Annotated in this window: 17 protein-coding genes; all 17 read right to left on the reverse strand. The window is 51.7% G+C overall.

Annotated elements, in window-relative coordinates; genetic code table 11:
- Positions 1–111: 111 nt before the first annotated feature.
- Complete coding sequence (locus REC12_RS15695; protein WP_308896088.1) at positions 112–1,464, reverse strand: phenylacetate--CoA ligase family protein; 1,353 nt, start codon at positions 1,462–1,464, stop codon at positions 112–114.
- Positions 1,465–1,501: 37 nt separating this feature from the next.
- Positions 1,502–2,161 carry a TetR/AcrR family transcriptional regulator gene (locus REC12_RS15700; RefSeq protein WP_308896089.1) on the reverse strand — a complete coding sequence of 220 codons (660 nt, stop codon included), beginning with the start codon at positions 2,159–2,161 and terminating at the stop codon, positions 1,502–1,504.
- Positions 2,162–2,631: 470 nt separating this feature from the next.
- Complete coding sequence (gene eutM, locus REC12_RS15705) at positions 2,632–2,925, reverse strand: ethanolamine utilization microcompartment protein EutM (RefSeq protein WP_308896091.1); 294 nt, start codon at positions 2,923–2,925, stop codon at positions 2,632–2,634.
- A gap of 100 nt (positions 2,926–3,025) precedes the next feature.
- Positions 3,026–3,667: a phosphate propanoyltransferase gene (locus tag REC12_RS15710; protein ID WP_308896092.1), complete on the reverse strand. Its 642-nt coding sequence runs from the start codon at positions 3,665–3,667 to the stop codon at positions 3,026–3,028.
- Position 3,668: 1 nt separating this feature from the next.
- Positions 3,669–5,156 carry an acetaldehyde dehydrogenase (acetylating) gene (locus tag REC12_RS15715; RefSeq protein ID WP_308896093.1) on the reverse strand — a complete coding sequence of 496 codons (1,488 nt, stop codon included), beginning with the start codon at positions 5,154–5,156 and terminating at the stop codon, positions 3,669–3,671.
- Positions 5,157–5,232: 76 nt separating this feature from the next.
- Positions 5,233–5,898 (reverse strand): BMC domain-containing protein, encoded by a 666-nt coding sequence (locus REC12_RS15720; protein WP_308896095.1) that lies wholly within the window; start codon positions 5,896–5,898, stop codon positions 5,233–5,235.
- Positions 5,899–5,918: 20 nt separating this feature from the next.
- Entirely contained in the window at positions 5,919–6,602 is a 684-nt protein-coding gene (locus REC12_RS15725) for a EutQ-related cupin domain-containing protein (protein WP_308896097.1), read from the reverse strand.
- 42 nt (positions 6,603–6,644) lie between these two features.
- Positions 6,645–7,193 carry a BMC domain-containing protein gene (locus REC12_RS15730; protein WP_308896099.1) on the reverse strand — a complete coding sequence of 183 codons (549 nt, stop codon included), beginning with the start codon at positions 7,191–7,193 and terminating at the stop codon, positions 6,645–6,647.
- Positions 7,186–8,523: a 4Fe-4S dicluster domain-containing protein gene (locus REC12_RS15735; RefSeq protein ID WP_308896101.1), complete on the reverse strand. Its 1,338-nt coding sequence runs from the start codon at positions 8,521–8,523 to the stop codon at positions 7,186–7,188. Before REC12_RS15735 ends, REC12_RS15730 begins: the two co-directional genes overlap by 8 nt.
- A gap of 21 nt (positions 8,524–8,544) precedes the next feature.
- Positions 8,545–8,805 (reverse strand): EutN/CcmL family microcompartment protein, encoded by a 261-nt coding sequence (locus tag REC12_RS15740; protein WP_308896102.1) that lies wholly within the window; start codon positions 8,803–8,805, stop codon positions 8,545–8,547.
- Positions 8,806–8,842: 37 nt separating this feature from the next.
- Complete coding sequence (locus tag REC12_RS15745; protein ID WP_308896103.1) at positions 8,843–9,145, reverse strand: BMC domain-containing protein; 303 nt, start codon at positions 9,143–9,145, stop codon at positions 8,843–8,845.
- 18 nt (positions 9,146–9,163) lie between these two features.
- Positions 9,164–10,006: an ethanolamine utilization protein EutJ gene (gene eutJ, locus REC12_RS15750; protein WP_308896105.1), complete on the reverse strand. Its 843-nt coding sequence runs from the start codon at positions 10,004–10,006 to the stop codon at positions 9,164–9,166.
- Positions 9,994–10,686 carry a cobalamin adenosyltransferase family protein gene (locus tag REC12_RS15755; protein ID WP_308896106.1) on the reverse strand — a complete coding sequence of 231 codons (693 nt, stop codon included), beginning with the start codon at positions 10,684–10,686 and terminating at the stop codon, positions 9,994–9,996. Before REC12_RS15755 ends, eutJ begins: the two co-directional genes overlap by 13 nt.
- A gap of 64 nt (positions 10,687–10,750) precedes the next feature.
- Positions 10,751–11,182, reverse strand: coding sequence for a EutP/PduV family microcompartment system protein (locus tag REC12_RS15760; RefSeq protein WP_308896108.1), 432 nt, complete (start codon positions 11,180–11,182; stop codon positions 10,751–10,753).
- The gene (gene eutS / locus REC12_RS15765; RefSeq protein WP_308896110.1) at positions 11,179–11,532 is read right to left on the reverse strand and encodes an ethanolamine utilization microcompartment protein EutS; all 354 of its coding nucleotides are present in this window, start codon (positions 11,530–11,532) and stop codon (positions 11,179–11,181) included. The genes REC12_RS15760 and eutS overlap by 4 nt, the downstream gene beginning before the upstream one ends.
- Before the next feature lie 42 nt (positions 11,533–11,574).
- Positions 11,575–12,558: a choline TMA-lyase-activating enzyme gene (gene cutD, locus REC12_RS15770; protein ID WP_308896113.1), complete on the reverse strand. Its 984-nt coding sequence runs from the start codon at positions 12,556–12,558 to the stop codon at positions 11,575–11,577.
- Positions 12,559–12,578: 20 nt separating this feature from the next.
- Positions 12,579–15,128 (reverse strand): choline trimethylamine-lyase, encoded by a 2,550-nt coding sequence (cutC, locus tag REC12_RS15775; protein WP_308896115.1) that lies wholly within the window; start codon positions 15,126–15,128, stop codon positions 12,579–12,581.
- Between the last annotated feature and the right edge of the window lie 11 nt (positions 15,129–15,139).

Below are 15,139 nucleotides of genomic sequence, written 5' to 3' on the forward strand. Positions count from 1 at the left end.
AGCCGGATTTTGGCATCGCTCAAAATTACGGCTATTTTTGACTTTTAAAGAAGTTCATCGGCTTGGCCATTATCTATCCCAAATTAAGTTGCCTTAAAGAGGAGTATGCTCTCAGCTATGGGATAAGTTAGACTTTACTAAAGGTGTTTTACCGGATGCAGCTTGCGGAATGGAAGGTACTTTTTGCACCTCAATATTCGGTATGGCCGCCCCTTGCTTTATCAGTGCTTGTTTTACAGCCGTTAAAAGCCCGTCTTCATCGAACGTCCCGTGCAGGCCGCCCAAAAAGAGATGTAAACCATCAGCCTCTTGTACTACCTGCCACCCATTCACCGGTAATGTATCCATGATATTATGGAAGACTATCGGATGAACCTTTACATTTCCGCCAGTCGCGCTGGGAAAAGATAAAATTTCATGGACACGCCCCTGGATTTCTTCAATCAGTCTAAAGGGACGCCCACATGAGCATAGAGACGGGGAGAGGCGCAGACTGTCATCAAGTTCATAGCGAATTAACGGCTGTGCACGTTTCCAAAGGACAGTGACAAGAAGTTTCTCTCCATACTCGCCCTCGGGTACGGGACGGTTGTTCTTATCAACAACCTCGATGATGGCGAGGTCTTCCTGAAGATGCATTCCATGATGTTGTTGGCATTCAGCACCGATTGCACCGCAATCGGTAGTTCCATACATGTTGAAAAGCACATTACCCCAGGCTTGTACAGCTTGGCGTCGTGTTTCCGGAGTCAACACCTCAGAACCGCTGATTATGGTGCAAGGCGCAATCCGGAGACGACCGGCAAGCTGCTCCTCAGCCAGGATGCGAATTATAGAAGCATATCCAAGCAGCAATTCCGGTTGCCAGGCATTCAATTTTTCCACCATGGTTGGGATTGTTTCACTCGCAGTCAGTTGTCTGATTGGTATTCCCATATTTCCCATGCTTGTGGCACCCCCGCTCGACATATGCGTGGGGTTTGTTGAAGTAATCTGCACCATCTTGACAGGTTGGTTGGGATTCATCTTAACGCCGGCTTCTTCAAAGCCGCGAAAAGAAGAAGCCAGCGCGGTAATCCACTCGTCGGAATCCATGAGAAACAATCCTGGATTACCTGTGCTGCCGGAAGTTGCATGGACCACATAACGATTAAGGTAAAGCTCATCTCCTTGCTTGCTGGCGGCAAATTCCTTGACATCCTGGAGATGAATTGCCCGGTCTGTAACCAAATCATCAAAGTTTTCCATCAGCATTGATTTGGTCAGCACCGGAAGGTCTTGTAAGGGAGCGTCGAAAAGACCTTTATGAAATTCCCTGTAGAAAGGCGAATTTGCATAGGCATACTCACGAAGGTGTTTAAATTCCTGTGCCTGATAGGACTCAAGCTGTTGGCGGGTTAAGTGCTCTTGTTTTCGTAAATTCTCATAGTTGGCAAATAATAGTTTAAGCGTTGTGGTATCCATGATATCCCTCCTAACATGATTTTAAGTTATTGTTTACTTATTCAGATTTTCTCATTATCCCGGCAATGATAAAATTTACGAGATACTCCCGTGCTTTTACCAAGGATTCCTCACCTGAAAGTAACATCTGATTTAAAGGAAGATAAGCCAGATATACATGGCAAATCTGCATAACTAAGGAAAACTGAATCTTGGGGGCATAATCAGACCTAAGCAGACCTGCTCTCCAGGTCTTTTGAAAGAATGCCTCGAATTGCTCACTATTCTCACTTGGGAATTGGCCGGCAATTTTGGCGAACATCTGCCAGCCATCAGCCATTTCCCAGGTTAAAATGCGTACCAAGTGCGGGTGTGCGAGCAAATAGTCAAAAAAGGTTCGAATTATCGTTTCGAGCAAGGTCCTAAATTGATGGTCATCGGAGGCAACCGTTTCATCAAGGAGCAAGGGTGTAAAGATACCGGACAGAACTCCACTAATTTCCAGATCCGAACGCTTGAGCACCTCAGTATAGAGGCCGAGCTTATCGCCAAAGTACCTGAAAATTAGGCCGATATTGTAGCCTGAGGTCTTGGCGATGACTTCAATTCTTGCGCCGGCAAACCCGCTTTGAGCGAAAACCGTTTCAGCGGCGTCCAGAATTGCTACTCGTGTTTTTTGGGAATCACGCACTTTCTTTTCTTGAGGAATTGTCTTCATCTTGCTGTTCTCCTTAACTCACTAGGTAAGTAATAATTTACTTACATTATAGCAGGACCTAATTAAATGTCAAAAGAGAAAATTAGGAAAGAGCATGGCAGTGATTTAAAATCTAACAATATTATGTTCATTATCCTAATTTGTTATAAACGTTTATTGTCAGATAAATAACGTCATTCAAATCATAGCCCTATCAGCATATGCTTCTATTTTATTACGCTTCTGATGATAACTATAAGCCTATTCTCTTTTTTTACATCACGAATCGCAAAATTTTAGCATACTTTTATTCGCAGAATAAATACTTCTGCTGCTAATTTCTTGCTGAAACTGTGTTAAAAATCCGCTAATTATAAAAAGGCCCTGCTATTTGCAAGGCCTCCAAGGTTTTAATCTATTGCCATTTATTTGCAAAAAGTGTTGCTAAAATGAATTTTCCCCGCCAAGAGTGAACTCTTTACTATAATAAATTAGGGTACTTCTTTCTTAGCCGCGGGTAGTATCATTTCCACGTCGCCATGAGGGCGCGGTATAACATGAACCGAGATCAGCTCGCCGACACGTTGGGCAGCAGCGGCACCGGCGTCGGTAGCCGCTTTGACAGCGCCCACATCTCCGCGCACCATGACGGTTACAAGACCGCCGCCCACAAATTCCCGGCCAATCAGATAAACATTGGCAGCCTTAACCATAGCGTCGGCCGCTTCAATAGCCCCGACAAGCCCTTTTGTTTCAATCAATCCCAAAGCTTCTGTTTTGTTCATTATGATTGCCTCCTCAAAGTTTCTTAAATTAAAGTTTCTTAATTAAAATTTCTTGTTAAAGTTTTTATTAATTAAAGTTCTTTATCAAAATTAAAGCCTCTTACCTTACGATAGTTATTTTGGAGCTGGACGTAAGCTGCATAGCATTGGCTTCTTCCGTATCGAGATGACATTCCAGCCTGGAGGTGTCGTTAGCTCTGACCACAACCTGCGCATACGTTCCCCCTCGCGGCCCCGGGGTTTGGATCGTCACCTCTTCCCCATCCTTGACCCCGAAACGTTGGGCATCCTGCAGGGACATATGAATATGTCTCCGGGCAATGATAAGACCTTGCGCAAGCATGACACTTCCCTTGGGACCGACAAGGGTTATACCCGGAGTTCCCGCCAGTTCCCCGGACAAGCGCAGTGGTGCGCTCAGCCCAAGTTTAAAACAGTCTGCCTGAAGTATTTCCACCTGCGATTCCCGGCGCACCGGACCCAGGATGCGCACCTTCTCCAAGGCCCCCTTCGGACCGCAGATGGTGAGGGTTTCCTGGCAGGCGTATTGCATCGGCTGGGACAAATCCTTGGTTTTTGTCAATTGGTATCCGGCGCCGAACAACTGATTCAAATCCTCTGGCGAAAGATGGATATGCCGGTTGGAAATTCCCACAGGTATAGAGTTATCCTCCTTGGGGGAGTCCCCCCCTTCCTGAATGACTTCGAGCAGCAATTCTACTAAAGCGTCGTACTTTCCCACCTCAGCAGTCACCTCTTTTTTTCAGCAGGGAGAGAACCTCCTCCACCAGGGATTGCAGCTGGTCTTCGCTGAGGTCAGCGGAGGACGCTGCAGCCTGGGCCGCGCAAGCCGCAGAAACAGGATGGGGAGTTTCCGTGAAGTCTTTGAGGCCATAAGCCACGCGTTTGATATTGATTAAATGCAGAGGGGTCACATTATCGGAAGTTGCACTTCCGCCCCAGGTACCGCAACCCAAGGTAAAAGCCGGGGCCAGTCCGGTACTCGCTCCCACACCGCCCTGGCTGGAAGAGGTATTGACCAGAATCCTGAAAACGGGTTTTGCCGAGAATTTCATCGCAATCTCAGGGGTTTCGGTGTGAAGGGAAATACTATGACCGACCCCGCCGTTTTTTAACAAGCGAATGCTTAAATCACAGGCTTCCTGCCAGTCTTTGACGCTATAGAAAGCTAAGACTGTCGTCAGCTTTTCATAGGAAAGGGGATAGCCCTCCCCGACTCCCTGCTGTTCACCCAGCAGCACTTTAGTGCCCGGAGGCACAGATATACCGGATTGTTCGGCAATAACCTGAGCGGCTCTGCCGACCATTTTGGCGTTCATGGCATGCCCTTTCAGAAAGAGCTTTTTGCTGACCTGCTCCGTTTCTCCGGGCGTCATAAAATAACCGCCCTGGCGGCGAAACTCCTCCACCACTTGGGCACGAATGCATTCATCGCAGATAACCGACTGCTCGGAGGCACAGATCGTGCCGTTGTCAAAGGTCTTGCTGGCGATAATGCGCTGAACGGCCTTGGCGACATCAGCCGTTCGTTCGATGTAAGCCGGGACATTGCCCGGCCCTACGCCGAGGGCGGGTTTGCCCGCACTGTAGGCGGCTTTAACCATCGCCGAACCGCCGGTGGCAATAATCATCTCGACCTCGTCGCACTTCATGAGTTCATTCGTGGCATTCATCGAGGGCTTGGAAATGCAGCCGATAATATGCGCAGGAGCGCCAGCGGCCACAGCGGCGTCATGCATCAGTTGAGCCGCCTGCAGGGTGCATTTTACGGCCGACGGATGGGGCGAGAACACAATCCCGTTGCGCGCTTTAATTGCAATCAGAGATTTGTAGATGGCCGTAGAGGTAGGATTGGTCGAGGGGACAATCCCCATCAACAAGCCCACAGGCTCGGCGATTTCCACGACTTTATTGACCTTATCTTCTCGGACGACTCCGATGGTGGGCATGGATTTGATGAATTCATAAAGCTCCAGCGAGGCAAAACGGTTTTTAAAGGTCTTGTCCTCCACTTTGCCAAACCCCGTCTCTTCCACGGCCAGTTGGGCCAGGGAAAGAGCGTTCTCCTCGGCGGCCCGCACCATACTGCGCAGAATTTTATCAATCTGCTCATTGCTGAATTGGGCAAGTTCGGCTTGAGCCTGTTTGGCTTGACGAGCCAGATTTCTAGTCTCTTGCACAGACTGCAAATCATAATCAAAGGTTTCCAATTGCCATTCCTCCTTCCACAGTCACGTGCTTTTTCACAGGAATAACCTGTACACACTCAGTGGTTTTACGCTCCAGTTAGGGTTTAGTTTCCTTTTCGTAGTAGCGCCTCAGGGCCTGAAGCAGTAAGTCTTTACCTGCTTTGTTGAGGGCGCCGCCCGGCCCGGCCGGTTCTTTGTATTCTCTGACTAATTTGCGCAGTTTTACCAAGGAAAGCGCCTTTAAGGCTTGCAACCCTTTTTCCAGCCCGAATTGGCGGACCAAAAGGTCTACTTCCTCTTTGCTCAAGCCGTGCAAAGGTTTGGGCGAAACCCCGGCAGGTTCCTGGGCGTCCTCCTTTGCTCCTGCCCTTGCGGCAATTCCCGGGTCTGGGAAAGGTTCGCTTCTTGGGGCCTCGGAATCCGGGTTTGGCAAAACCTCGGCAGGTTCCGCAAGCGAAGGGCGGGCCAACCCTTCCTGAACAAGGTTCGCACTCAGAACAAGGATAGATTCAATCTCCTCATGGGGCCTGGGAATTATGTGCCGGGAAATTACGGACAGACCGTTAATCTTCTCGGCCGCGGTCACGCCTGCCGCCACCGCGCTTGCCACGGCAGCCACGTCCCCCCTCACGGCTACGGTAACAAGCCCGCCGCCAACCAAGGTCCTCCCTACAAGTTCCACTTGGGCCGTTTTGAGCATGACGTCCGTACATTCAATCGCTGCCAGGAGCCCTCGTGTCTCAATCAGGCCAAGCGCTTGCATAGTTTACCTCCTCTTGCGCTCTACTCTTGTGCTTTAAGCTCAGACCAGTTGGCCGGATAGGTGACATAAAAAAGTTTGACATAGCCGGAAGAACTCCAGGTTACCTTAGAGCCTTTGGGCACAAAAAGCACATCCCCCTGGCAGGCTTCATAAGTTTTGTTGTTGATCGTGACAGTGAGACTGCCCTCAAGAACAATATCAATTTCTTCATAGCACAGTTCCCAAACAAAACTGGACTTTTCAATCGTCAGAAAACCGGCGCTCATTTGGGAATCCTTTTTACTGACAACCTCACGGCAGGCCACATGGTCCCCGGGGTTTCCGGTAGCAAAGGTCTCAAAGTTTACCGTCCTGCCCCGCACAATTTTTAAACCGCTGCCCGGGTCACCCTCCGTCAGAAATGGCGCTTCCGGAACACCCCCCGGGACATTGGCCAGCAGCTTGCTGCTGAAGAGCGCTTTTACTACTTGGTAAATCACATCCCGGTCAAGCCCGGCAGCCAGGCTCTCCTCTTGGCGCAGTCCGCTCTCTTCACAGCTCTGCTTGGGGCCGGCAGCGGGGCTTGCTGTAGTAAACTCCAGACCTGATTCTTTGGCTAAATCCTGGGCGGCGGGAGTAATAATTGTGCCGCAGTCGACAAAAAAGGTCTTTTCCCCTTTTTCCACTGCCGCTTTTACCTCGTTGGCACAAATTAGTTTTTTCAAGATCACACCTCCTTTCGCTTTACGACCGGATTTGCTCTTTCTTTAAAACAAGGAGGCCCACAAGCGGTCCGAGGGGGAGGGAATAACTTCCGTATCGACAAGCAAGCCCTTTTCCAGGGCGACAGCTTTCCCGGCCTCAAGCCCCGCTTCCACCGCGGCCACATCTCCGGTAAAAGTGAAGTAAGCTTTGCCGCCCAGCCCCCTGCCTAAACGCAGCTCCAGAGCCTGAATATCGGCGGCCTTCAGCGCGGCGTCAGCCGCCGTAATCATGGAGGCCATGGAGAAGGATTCCATAATACCCAAAGCCCCCGCTCCCTCGGGCATCGTAGTGGCCGTAAGGGCCGGGAAAACTCCCGGGTGAACATTGGGGAGAACAAAGCTGTCCAGCAAATACTCACCCGCGTTAGCCACGCCCGCGCTGACCGAGCTTTCCACCGCCGACACATCGCCGTGAATAATCGTGATGTATTTGCCCGGACAAACAGACGTTGCGCTGACCACATCCACAAAGGCCGTCTTGAGCATCTGATCAGCCGTATAAATCCCCCTGGCGACACTTGTCAGCTCTATCATGCCAATTGCTCTATACATACGAACCCACCTTTATCACAATAGAATTCTCCTTGATTTCCCGGACAGTACCTGCCAGGCTGGCGTGAACCGCGGCTCCGAGGCTGTTGTCCGGAATTTTGCCGATCATCTGCCCGGCCTGCACTTGTTCACCCACGGCGACAACCGGGACGGCCGCAGCTCCAATGTGCTGCCGCAGAGCGATCTCCAGGTATTCCGGCTGAAAGTCCGCCTCCGTCAGGGGAGCCGGCCGGTCAAAGTCCGTTAAGCCGATTTTGGCGACCAGGCGTTTGCTGGGAATCAGGCGGTAGTCGCGGGCCGACCTGGCTGACATTTCCCTGGACGGCGGCTGGTATCGGATTCCTTCTGCCGCCAGCTTGCGCTTATAGAAGATATTGACGGACTTGGGATGGAGATTGGCCGGACAGGAAAACATCTCACAGGCATTACATTCGCAGCACAACTGGGCTGTCTGCTGTTCCTCATGATTGTCCAGATTGTAGCTCAAGGCCTGCATCATTTTATGCGGCTGCAGATTATGACCTAAAAGATAACGGGGACACAAGTCGGTACACATGCGGCATTGCTCGCAGGCGGTTTTGCTGATGACCCTCGCTTGTTCCAGCTTCAGGGATTTGCGGCGGATGAGAAAATGCTCCTTTTTCAACAGAATATAGCCTTTGCTCTTTTTCGTGACATGCCCGTCCAGGTTGTCCAGGAGAGCCCCCATCATCGGTCCCCCGTCAATGACGGCGTAGTCCTCAAAACTTGCCAGGCCGCATTGGCGCAGCACGTCCCGGATGGGGACACCTACGGGCACTTTAAGCGTCAGGCGCCGGGGAACATCTCCGGCAACTGTGATATAAGTTTCCGTTACCGCTTTTCCTGCCAGAGCATGGAAGACATTGAGCGCCGTTTCCGCATTAATGACGACACAGCCGACCTTTAAAGGAATGGAAGCTTCCGGCACAATTCGCCCCGTCAGCTCATAAACGAGAACCTGCTCATCCCCCGCCGGATAAATATCCCGCAGCTCCTTGACCTCCAGGTTGGCCTCCAGGCCCTGGGCCAGGATTTGATAGCGCAGGCGCTGGATAACTTCCCCGTGCTTGCTTTTAATCCCGATCAGGGCTTTGCGGGCTTTAAGATACTGTCTGGCCGCTTCCAGGCCCTGGATAATTTCAGCGGCAAAGCGATCCAGCAATTGTTGATCCACGCGCAGCAGGGGCTCACACTCCGCGCCATTGAGCAAGAGATACTCCGCTTTGGAGGTTAGTTTGGCATGAGTCGGAAACCCCGCGCCTCCTGCTCCGATAACTCCCGCATCTCTAATCATGTTCAGCAGATCCAACCTTCTTCACCTCCGGATTTCTTAAAAATGACAATCCTCGTCAATGATGCCCGCGATAACGGCATCAACAGGAACATCGTCCTGGTCCAGCATTTTGCGGGCCGAGCTGCCCAGACAGACAAGCACGCGCTCTCCCACCCCGGCGCCGATGGTGTCGGCGGCGATCATAATGCGCCCGGCGTCAATTCCCCCCAGAACTTCCACCAGCATAAATTTCAGCCCTCGGAGTGAATCGGCTTTGCGCGTTGCCCAGATATTGTCGATTACTTTAGCTGCAATCATCTATTTCACCTAGTTTTAAGATTAATTTAGGTATCGTTTAAAAGTTGTCCCCGGCCTTTAACTTAGCCCGGATCTCCTGCAGGGCGGCTTCCACCGCCGCTGTATCGCCAAAAATGGCGATCATAATCAGGTTTTGCGGACAGTGACCTTTAATGTCCTCTACGACCACTCCGGCCGCCTTTTCCGCAATATCGGCGGCAAAGACCATATCAATCAGCCGCCCCTGCACCAGGCCGACAGCATCGTAATTCTCAATGGGGATGCTTGGCGCCGAACCTTTGCGCCGCAACAGGAGAGCCAGAGTCCCCGGCGAGGGAGATTTTATGATCCTATAGTCCATAGGAAAACAGCCCTCCTCCTACAGGATTTCCTGCGTACAATTCAGAGCAATTCCCAAGGGTGTGACAAACATGGGGTTTTGCGGTTTATACGTAGGCAGATTGGTTTGCTTGGCAATAATGGTTTCGATTCCTGCCAGACAGCAAGTTCCGCCGACCAGATAGATTTCTTGCACCGGGTACTCCCGCACGTGACGATTTATAATAGAAGAAACTTTTTCAACCACCGGCCGCAGTACCGGCATCAATTCCCGGTGGTTGCGGGCATCCCGCTTATAAAGTTCCGCTTCCTCAAAGCTCAGCTTATAAGCGCCGGCAACGACCAGGGAAAAGTGCGTCCCGCCGGTGGGTTCGTCGGCGACATAAATCACTTCTCCGTCCCGCAAAATGGCGATCCCGGTAGTGCCGCCGCCGATATCCACAATCGCGCCGTCCCTGATTTGCAGTACGGCATTGGCCGCCGTCGGTTCGTCCAACAATTTAGTAATCTCAAAGCCGGCTCCCTGCACCACGTGTTTAATGGCTCCCGAGTCCAGGGCAAAGGTTCCCGGAGGCAGAGCTGCCGCGGCATAAAGCAATTCCCTGCCCAGCTTTTCCTCCAGCTCCTGTTTCAGTTCTTTGACGATGCGCATGGCTCCGATATAATCGACCACCATGCCGTCTTTGACCACATGGGCAAAGCGATAAGCTCCAGCGACAGGACGGTAATTCTCATCCAGAACAGCCAGGACAATATAGGCCGTCCCCAAGTCGATCCCCGTGTAATAGACTGAGGACTCACTCCTGACAGGCCGGGCAATGACCTGCTCGAAATCGCGGACAAGCTGATCGCAATAGGCAAACGCAGAATTTACTGTTGGCATTTCTGTCCTCCCAGGCATTTCCACATCATAATGCAGAGTATATTGATGATCACATTGACTTTCTCTCTTAAATCCTCGCGCCGACAGGCCTGCCGAGCTTCGTCCCAGTAGGTCTCCCCAATAGCGGCTTCAAGCTCGCGCAGAGAAGCGCGCAGATGGTTTAACAAGGCAACGGCTTTGCCCATCTTTAAGCGCACATGACACTCACGGATCTCGAAATCCTGTCCCAGGTTGGCCGCACAGCCTTTGATCCGCTCTTCTGACCATTCCCAAAAGGTGATGGCCTCCGGCGCAGTCTGCTGCTGTTCCGCCTGGCGCACCTTGCGGAAACACGCCCCCAGCTCCATAACTTCCTCACCCAGGATACTGTCCTCACTACTCAAAAGCTCGGCTCCCGCCAGCAAAAACAAAGATTCCAGGTATTCCATGCTGCTTCTCAGCCTCAGAGCACACCAGCTCTGAGGCGGTTCCTGAATTGTTTGAGTTTGAGTTTGAGCTGAGGCTGGAGCCATGCCCACAGCTGTGCCGCCGCTGTCCTGAACCTGTACCAGCCTGATCTTCCTGTCTGCGAGGAATTGCCGGGCACCGGGTGTGATTTTCTGGTGCGCTGCCAGAACATAGGTCGTAAAAGGTTCTGCTCTGTACAAATCACGCAATTCCATCTCAGTAATAAATTTCATGGCCTCACCTCCGCTTCTTGGACTCAGGCAGCAATTTTAGCCGAACCTTGGACATTAAAACACTCTATTTAAATAGGAAGGCTTTTAAAGCTTCCACACCTGAACCCTCTTGGAGAGAGACCGGGAAAAAGCCTTCGCAAACCCCGCTGCGCTCCAGCATCTCCCGGCACAACTGAACGTTCTCCAGGCCCAGATCAATTTTGGTGATCACGCCGCTGACCGGACAGGTAAAGGTTTTCCCAAAGCCGGGCGGGTAGATGCTGGCTATCCGCGACGAATCAAGCAGCAGCAAGAGGTGAGACGCGCTTTGGGCCGTGGCGATCAGGTATTTATACATAGAGGGGTTTTCCAGGTAGGAGCTTGGCGTATCAATGGTCTGCGGGCCATAAATCACATCCTGAGTTTTTTTAAGAGGCCTGGAGGTCCCATTTAAGAGATTGGCCAAGGTTGATTTGCCTGCTTGAGCGGGTCCGACAAGCATAATGCGTTTTTTCATGTGCGCGTCACCCTCGTTGGCGTGAAATTCAGCAGCTTTTCCAGCGTGGCATTAATTGCCGTCATAGCCGCTTCGACACTCGCCACATCGCCGGATATGACCAAAGAGCCGGTAAAACGGTCCAAAAATCCAATTTCCACCTCCGACGTCTTAGTGGCGATATCGGCGGCGATAATTGCCGTTTCACTGGGAGTGAGAGTGGCAATGCCGATGGCTCCCCGCTCCTCAATCCCCAGACGCTCATACAGATCATGGTCGGGCGAGGCTATGATATGAGCCAGAGTGACCTGCTTGCCGGGCACATATTCCTGGATAATACGTTGGCGCTCCCCTTCATCCGCTGCACTCACGAAACCCCTCCCTTCAGGCGGCAGTTGAAACTCCCGCCAAGTTTAGTGTTTGATAATATTGACCTGCAGGTCAAAGTCCTTAACGATCCCCGCCAGCTGCTCCAGCTCTCCGGCCTGGAAGCTTAAGTCTGCGCTGATCGTGTAATTCATATCCAGCTGCTTATATTTGTTGACACCTAATTTGTGATAAGGAAGCAGATCCACGCCCTGGAAATTTTTATAACTGCGAAAATCCTGTAAAAAATTCATAGTCTGACGAAGGGTATCAGGGCTGTCATTCAGACCTTTAAGCAGGGGCATCCTGACCTTGACCTGAAAGCCGCGGCGCAGGAGTTCCGCGAGGTTGCTCAGAATCCGTTCATTGCGCACCCCTGTAAGCTCATAATGCTTAGCGGAGTCAATGTGTTTAAGGTCGTACAAAAACAAATCCGTAAACTGAGCCACCAGCAGCAAGGCATCCGGGTGGGCATAGCCGCAAGTCTCCACCGCCGTATGAATGCCCAAGCCTTGGCATTCCATTAAGAGGTTAGCGGCAAACTCGGGCTGCATTGTCACCTCGCCTCCCCCCAGAGTGACCCCTCCGCCGGAGCTAAAGTAGAAGAGCGCGTCTTGCTGGATGACTTCCACAACTTGGGAAATCGTCATGTCCCGGCCGGCAATCGACAAGGCCCTGCGCGGACACGCAGCTTCACAGCTGCGGCACCCCCGGCAGTGCAAATTTCTGTTGACCTTATGGCGCGGCCTGTCGCTGCGGAGAATAACCGGCTCAGCGGTTTCCTCCTGAAAATAATGAATGTTCTCCGGACAAACCCCAACACAGTTCCCGCAATGCACACACAAGTCTTCCTGATACATGACCTGATAATTGCGCTCAAGCCCCTCAGGATTGGAACACCAGCGGCATCTCAAGGGGCAGCCTTTAAAAAAAATCAAGGTTCTTATCCCTGGGCCGTCGTAGATAGAATATTTCTGAACATTGAAGATCCTCGCTTTTCGCTCCAGGCTGCCGCCGCTTTCTCTACTCATAACCTCTCCATCGCTTACTCTTAAAAATGATCCAAGACGGTTCTGCTGATGATTTCATCCTGCACTTCCTTGCAGAGTTCCACAAAGTAAGCGCTGTACCCAGCAACGCGGATGATCAGGTCCCTGTACTTGTCAGGTTCCTTTTGCGCCTGCTTCAGGACTTCATTATCGACATAGCTGAATTGCATTTCCCCATTGCCCAGGATCGAGGCCGTTCTGAGCAGGGTGATCAGACCGTTTTCTCCTTCCGGCGTTTCCAAAATCCCCCGCAGAAGTTTAAAGTTATGCACCATGCCAATATTCATGGACTCGTTGCAAAGCTTGCTGACCGATTTAATAATGGCCGTGGGCCCCAATTTGTCGGCGCCCTGGGTCGGACTGATGCCGTCGGAGAGCGGTGTCCAGGCAAGACGTCCGTTAGCTGTCGCGCCTGTAATTTCTCCGATCGGCGTGTTGTTGGAAATCGAAAGGGTGCCGTGGCTTAAGTGGGAAAACAGCATCTTAAAGGAACTGCTGACCCGTTCCGTCCAGGAAATAATATCCGAGGCGATGAAATCAGCGTAATCATCGTCATTGCCGTATTTCGGCGCGTTCAGGCAATCCGTCCGCAATACTTCGTACCCGGTAAAGTTAGCCGCCAAGGCATCGCGGACTTGCTTAAGGGTATATTTCTTCTCATCAAAGACCAGCTTTTTCAGGGCCGCCATAGAATCGCTATAAGTCCCCAAGCCGGAAAAAATCAAACCGGGACCGTAATTGATCAGTGCTCCGCCGCCGGTTACATCAAGGCCCTTTTCCATGCAGCCTTCCACCAGCAGAGACATCAGCGGTTTAGGAATAAGCTCCCGGTGAACCCGCTGGCTGATAATGGTCCCGATAGCTGAAAGGCGGATGATATGCTCAAGCTGTTTTTTACAGGCCGCATCAAATTCTTCGTAAGTCCTAAACTGGTCCAGATCCCCCGTATCAAGCCCTTCCAGCGTGCCGCGCCACTGCATAAGACCGCGATTCAGGACAAACTCAATAGCAATCGGCCACTGGGTGTAGCCCGTAGACGTCCATTGATAGATCCGTCCGGACTTCTGGGGTTCGACACACCCCATCAGGCAATAATCCCGGGCGTCTTCAATCTTGAACCCTTTAGCCAGCATCATTTTGATGTGCGTATCGTCAAAGTGGCAGGCGGGGAAGCCGATGCCCGCTTTGACAACCTCAACGATTTTTTTCAGGTATTCCTGCGGGGATTTGTTGTGAATCCGGCAGGCCAGGGCCGGCTGATACATCTTCGTCAGGCGGACGGCATCCATAATCAGATAGGTCAACTCGTTGGTAGCATCCCCGCCGTTCCGTTTCTGCCCGCCGACAGTACAGTTAATAAAAGGCTGATAGCCGGCAAAATATTTTGCTCCCGCCTCGCTGGACAGCCACATAACCTCGGCGCACTTGATGATAAAGCAGCTCAACAACTCAAAGGCTTCCTGTTTGTTCAGGCGCCCTGCCGCCATATCGGCCTGGAACATAGGGTAGATATACTGATCCAAGCGTCCGAGCGAAATGCCGGTCTGATTTTCTTCCACCATAAAGAGAGATTCCAAAGTCCAGATGGACTGAAGGGCCTCCTGGAACGTCCGGGGCGGATTAGCCGGCACGTGAGTCAAAATCTCCGCGATCTCATCAAGCTCCTGCTTCCGCTTGGAGCCGGCTTCCCTCTCGGCCAGTTCGCGGGCATAAGCCGCCAGCCGCTCGGCATAGGCCAAAATACCGTCACAAGTTTCAATTTCAGCTTTGTAGAAATAGATCTTATCAAGGTGATCCGGGTTTTCCGGGGACAATTCGGCTAATCTGTCTGCGGCTTCCTGTCTTACCCCTTTAATCCCTTTGCTAATTAAAATAATGTCGTACCCCGGGCAGGTGTCCCCTCCGCCGTTGAGCTGATGGTAGGATAAGTCACTGACAAAGGACTCACCGGAAAATGACCAGATCCCCGCTTCTTCATATTGCCTTTGGCAGATTTCATCGACGCTTTTGCCTTCCCAAAAGGGGAAAATCTCTTCCCGCAAGATGCGCTTATCTTCTTCACTGATTTGGAAAGGGTCCTGAGCTCTGGTCGCCATAGTATCCAATTCATCCCGCACCCAGCGCCAGGCGATATCCGGCGAGATAGCGCCGGCGCGCGGCTTTCCGCAGGGATGCCCGACAATCAGCTCATCTGCCTGAATCAGCAAAGGAGCTGTCTCACAGGCTCGGCGAAAACACATGGCCCGCAGCAAAATTTTAGGCAGCCCGGCCTTTTCTTTGGCCACCTGGGTAAAGGCCCTGGCCCGGAAAGTAGTGACACTGGGCTTGGCCTGCAAATAGGCTGCCCGCAACCGCTGCAAACGCGGAGTTAAGGCAGTAATTTCTCCGGCCAAAGCCGGCGCTTTTCCCTCACGCTCAGAAGCACTCTTCCCGCCTCTGGCCGCCAGTTCCCGGGAAATTCCCCGGAAGAGTTTCATAATGGCCGCCGCCTCTTCCGGAGGCAAATTTTTGCTTATATCCGCAAATTTTGCTGAGAATTCCTTGACATCCAAAACTATGTCCT

Source organism: Candidatus Desulfosporosinus nitrosoreducens, assembly GCF_030954495.1.
In the GTDB taxonomy this organism is placed as follows: Bacteria; Bacillota; Desulfitobacteriia; order Desulfitobacteriales; family Desulfitobacteriaceae; genus Desulfosporosinus; species Desulfosporosinus nitrosoreducens.

Excerpts from the sequence above, each read along its gene's own strand:
- REC12_RS15695 (WP_308896088.1), bottom strand. The coding sequence starts at position 1,464 with ATGGATACCACAACGCTTAAACTATTATTTGCCAACTATGAGAATTTA.
- REC12_RS15700 (WP_308896089.1), bottom strand. The coding sequence starts at position 2,161 with ATGAAGACAATTCCTCAAGAAAAGAAAGTGCGTGATTCCCAAAAAACA.
- eutM (WP_308896091.1), bottom strand. The coding sequence starts at position 2,925 with ATGAACAAAACAGAAGCTTTGGGATTGATTGAAACAAAAGGGCTTGTC.
- REC12_RS15720 (WP_308896095.1), bottom strand. The coding sequence starts at position 5,898 with ATGCAAGCGCTTGGCCTGATTGAGACACGAGGGCTCCTGGCAGCGATT.
- REC12_RS15730 (WP_308896099.1), bottom strand. The coding sequence starts at position 7,193 with ATGTATAGAGCAATTGGCATGATAGAGCTGACAAGTGTCGCCAGGGGG.
- REC12_RS15740 (WP_308896102.1), bottom strand. The coding sequence starts at position 8,805 with ATGATTGCAGCTAAAGTAATCGACAATATCTGGGCAACGCGCAAAGCC.
- REC12_RS15745 (WP_308896103.1), bottom strand. The coding sequence starts at position 9,145 with ATGGACTATAGGATCATAAAATCTCCCTCGCCGGGGACTCTGGCTCTC.
- eutJ (WP_308896105.1), bottom strand. The coding sequence starts at position 10,006 with ATGCCAACAGTAAATTCTGCGTTTGCCTATTGCGATCAGCTTGTCCGC.
- REC12_RS15755 (WP_308896106.1), bottom strand. The coding sequence starts at position 10,686 with ATGAAATTTATTACTGAGATGGAATTGCGTGATTTGTACAGAGCAGAA.
- REC12_RS15760 (WP_308896108.1), bottom strand. The coding sequence starts at position 11,182 with ATGAAAAAACGCATTATGCTTGTCGGACCCGCTCAAGCAGGCAAATCA.
- cutD (WP_308896113.1), bottom strand. The coding sequence starts at position 12,558 with ATGAGTAGAGAAAGCGGCGGCAGCCTGGAGCGAAAAGCGAGGATCTTC.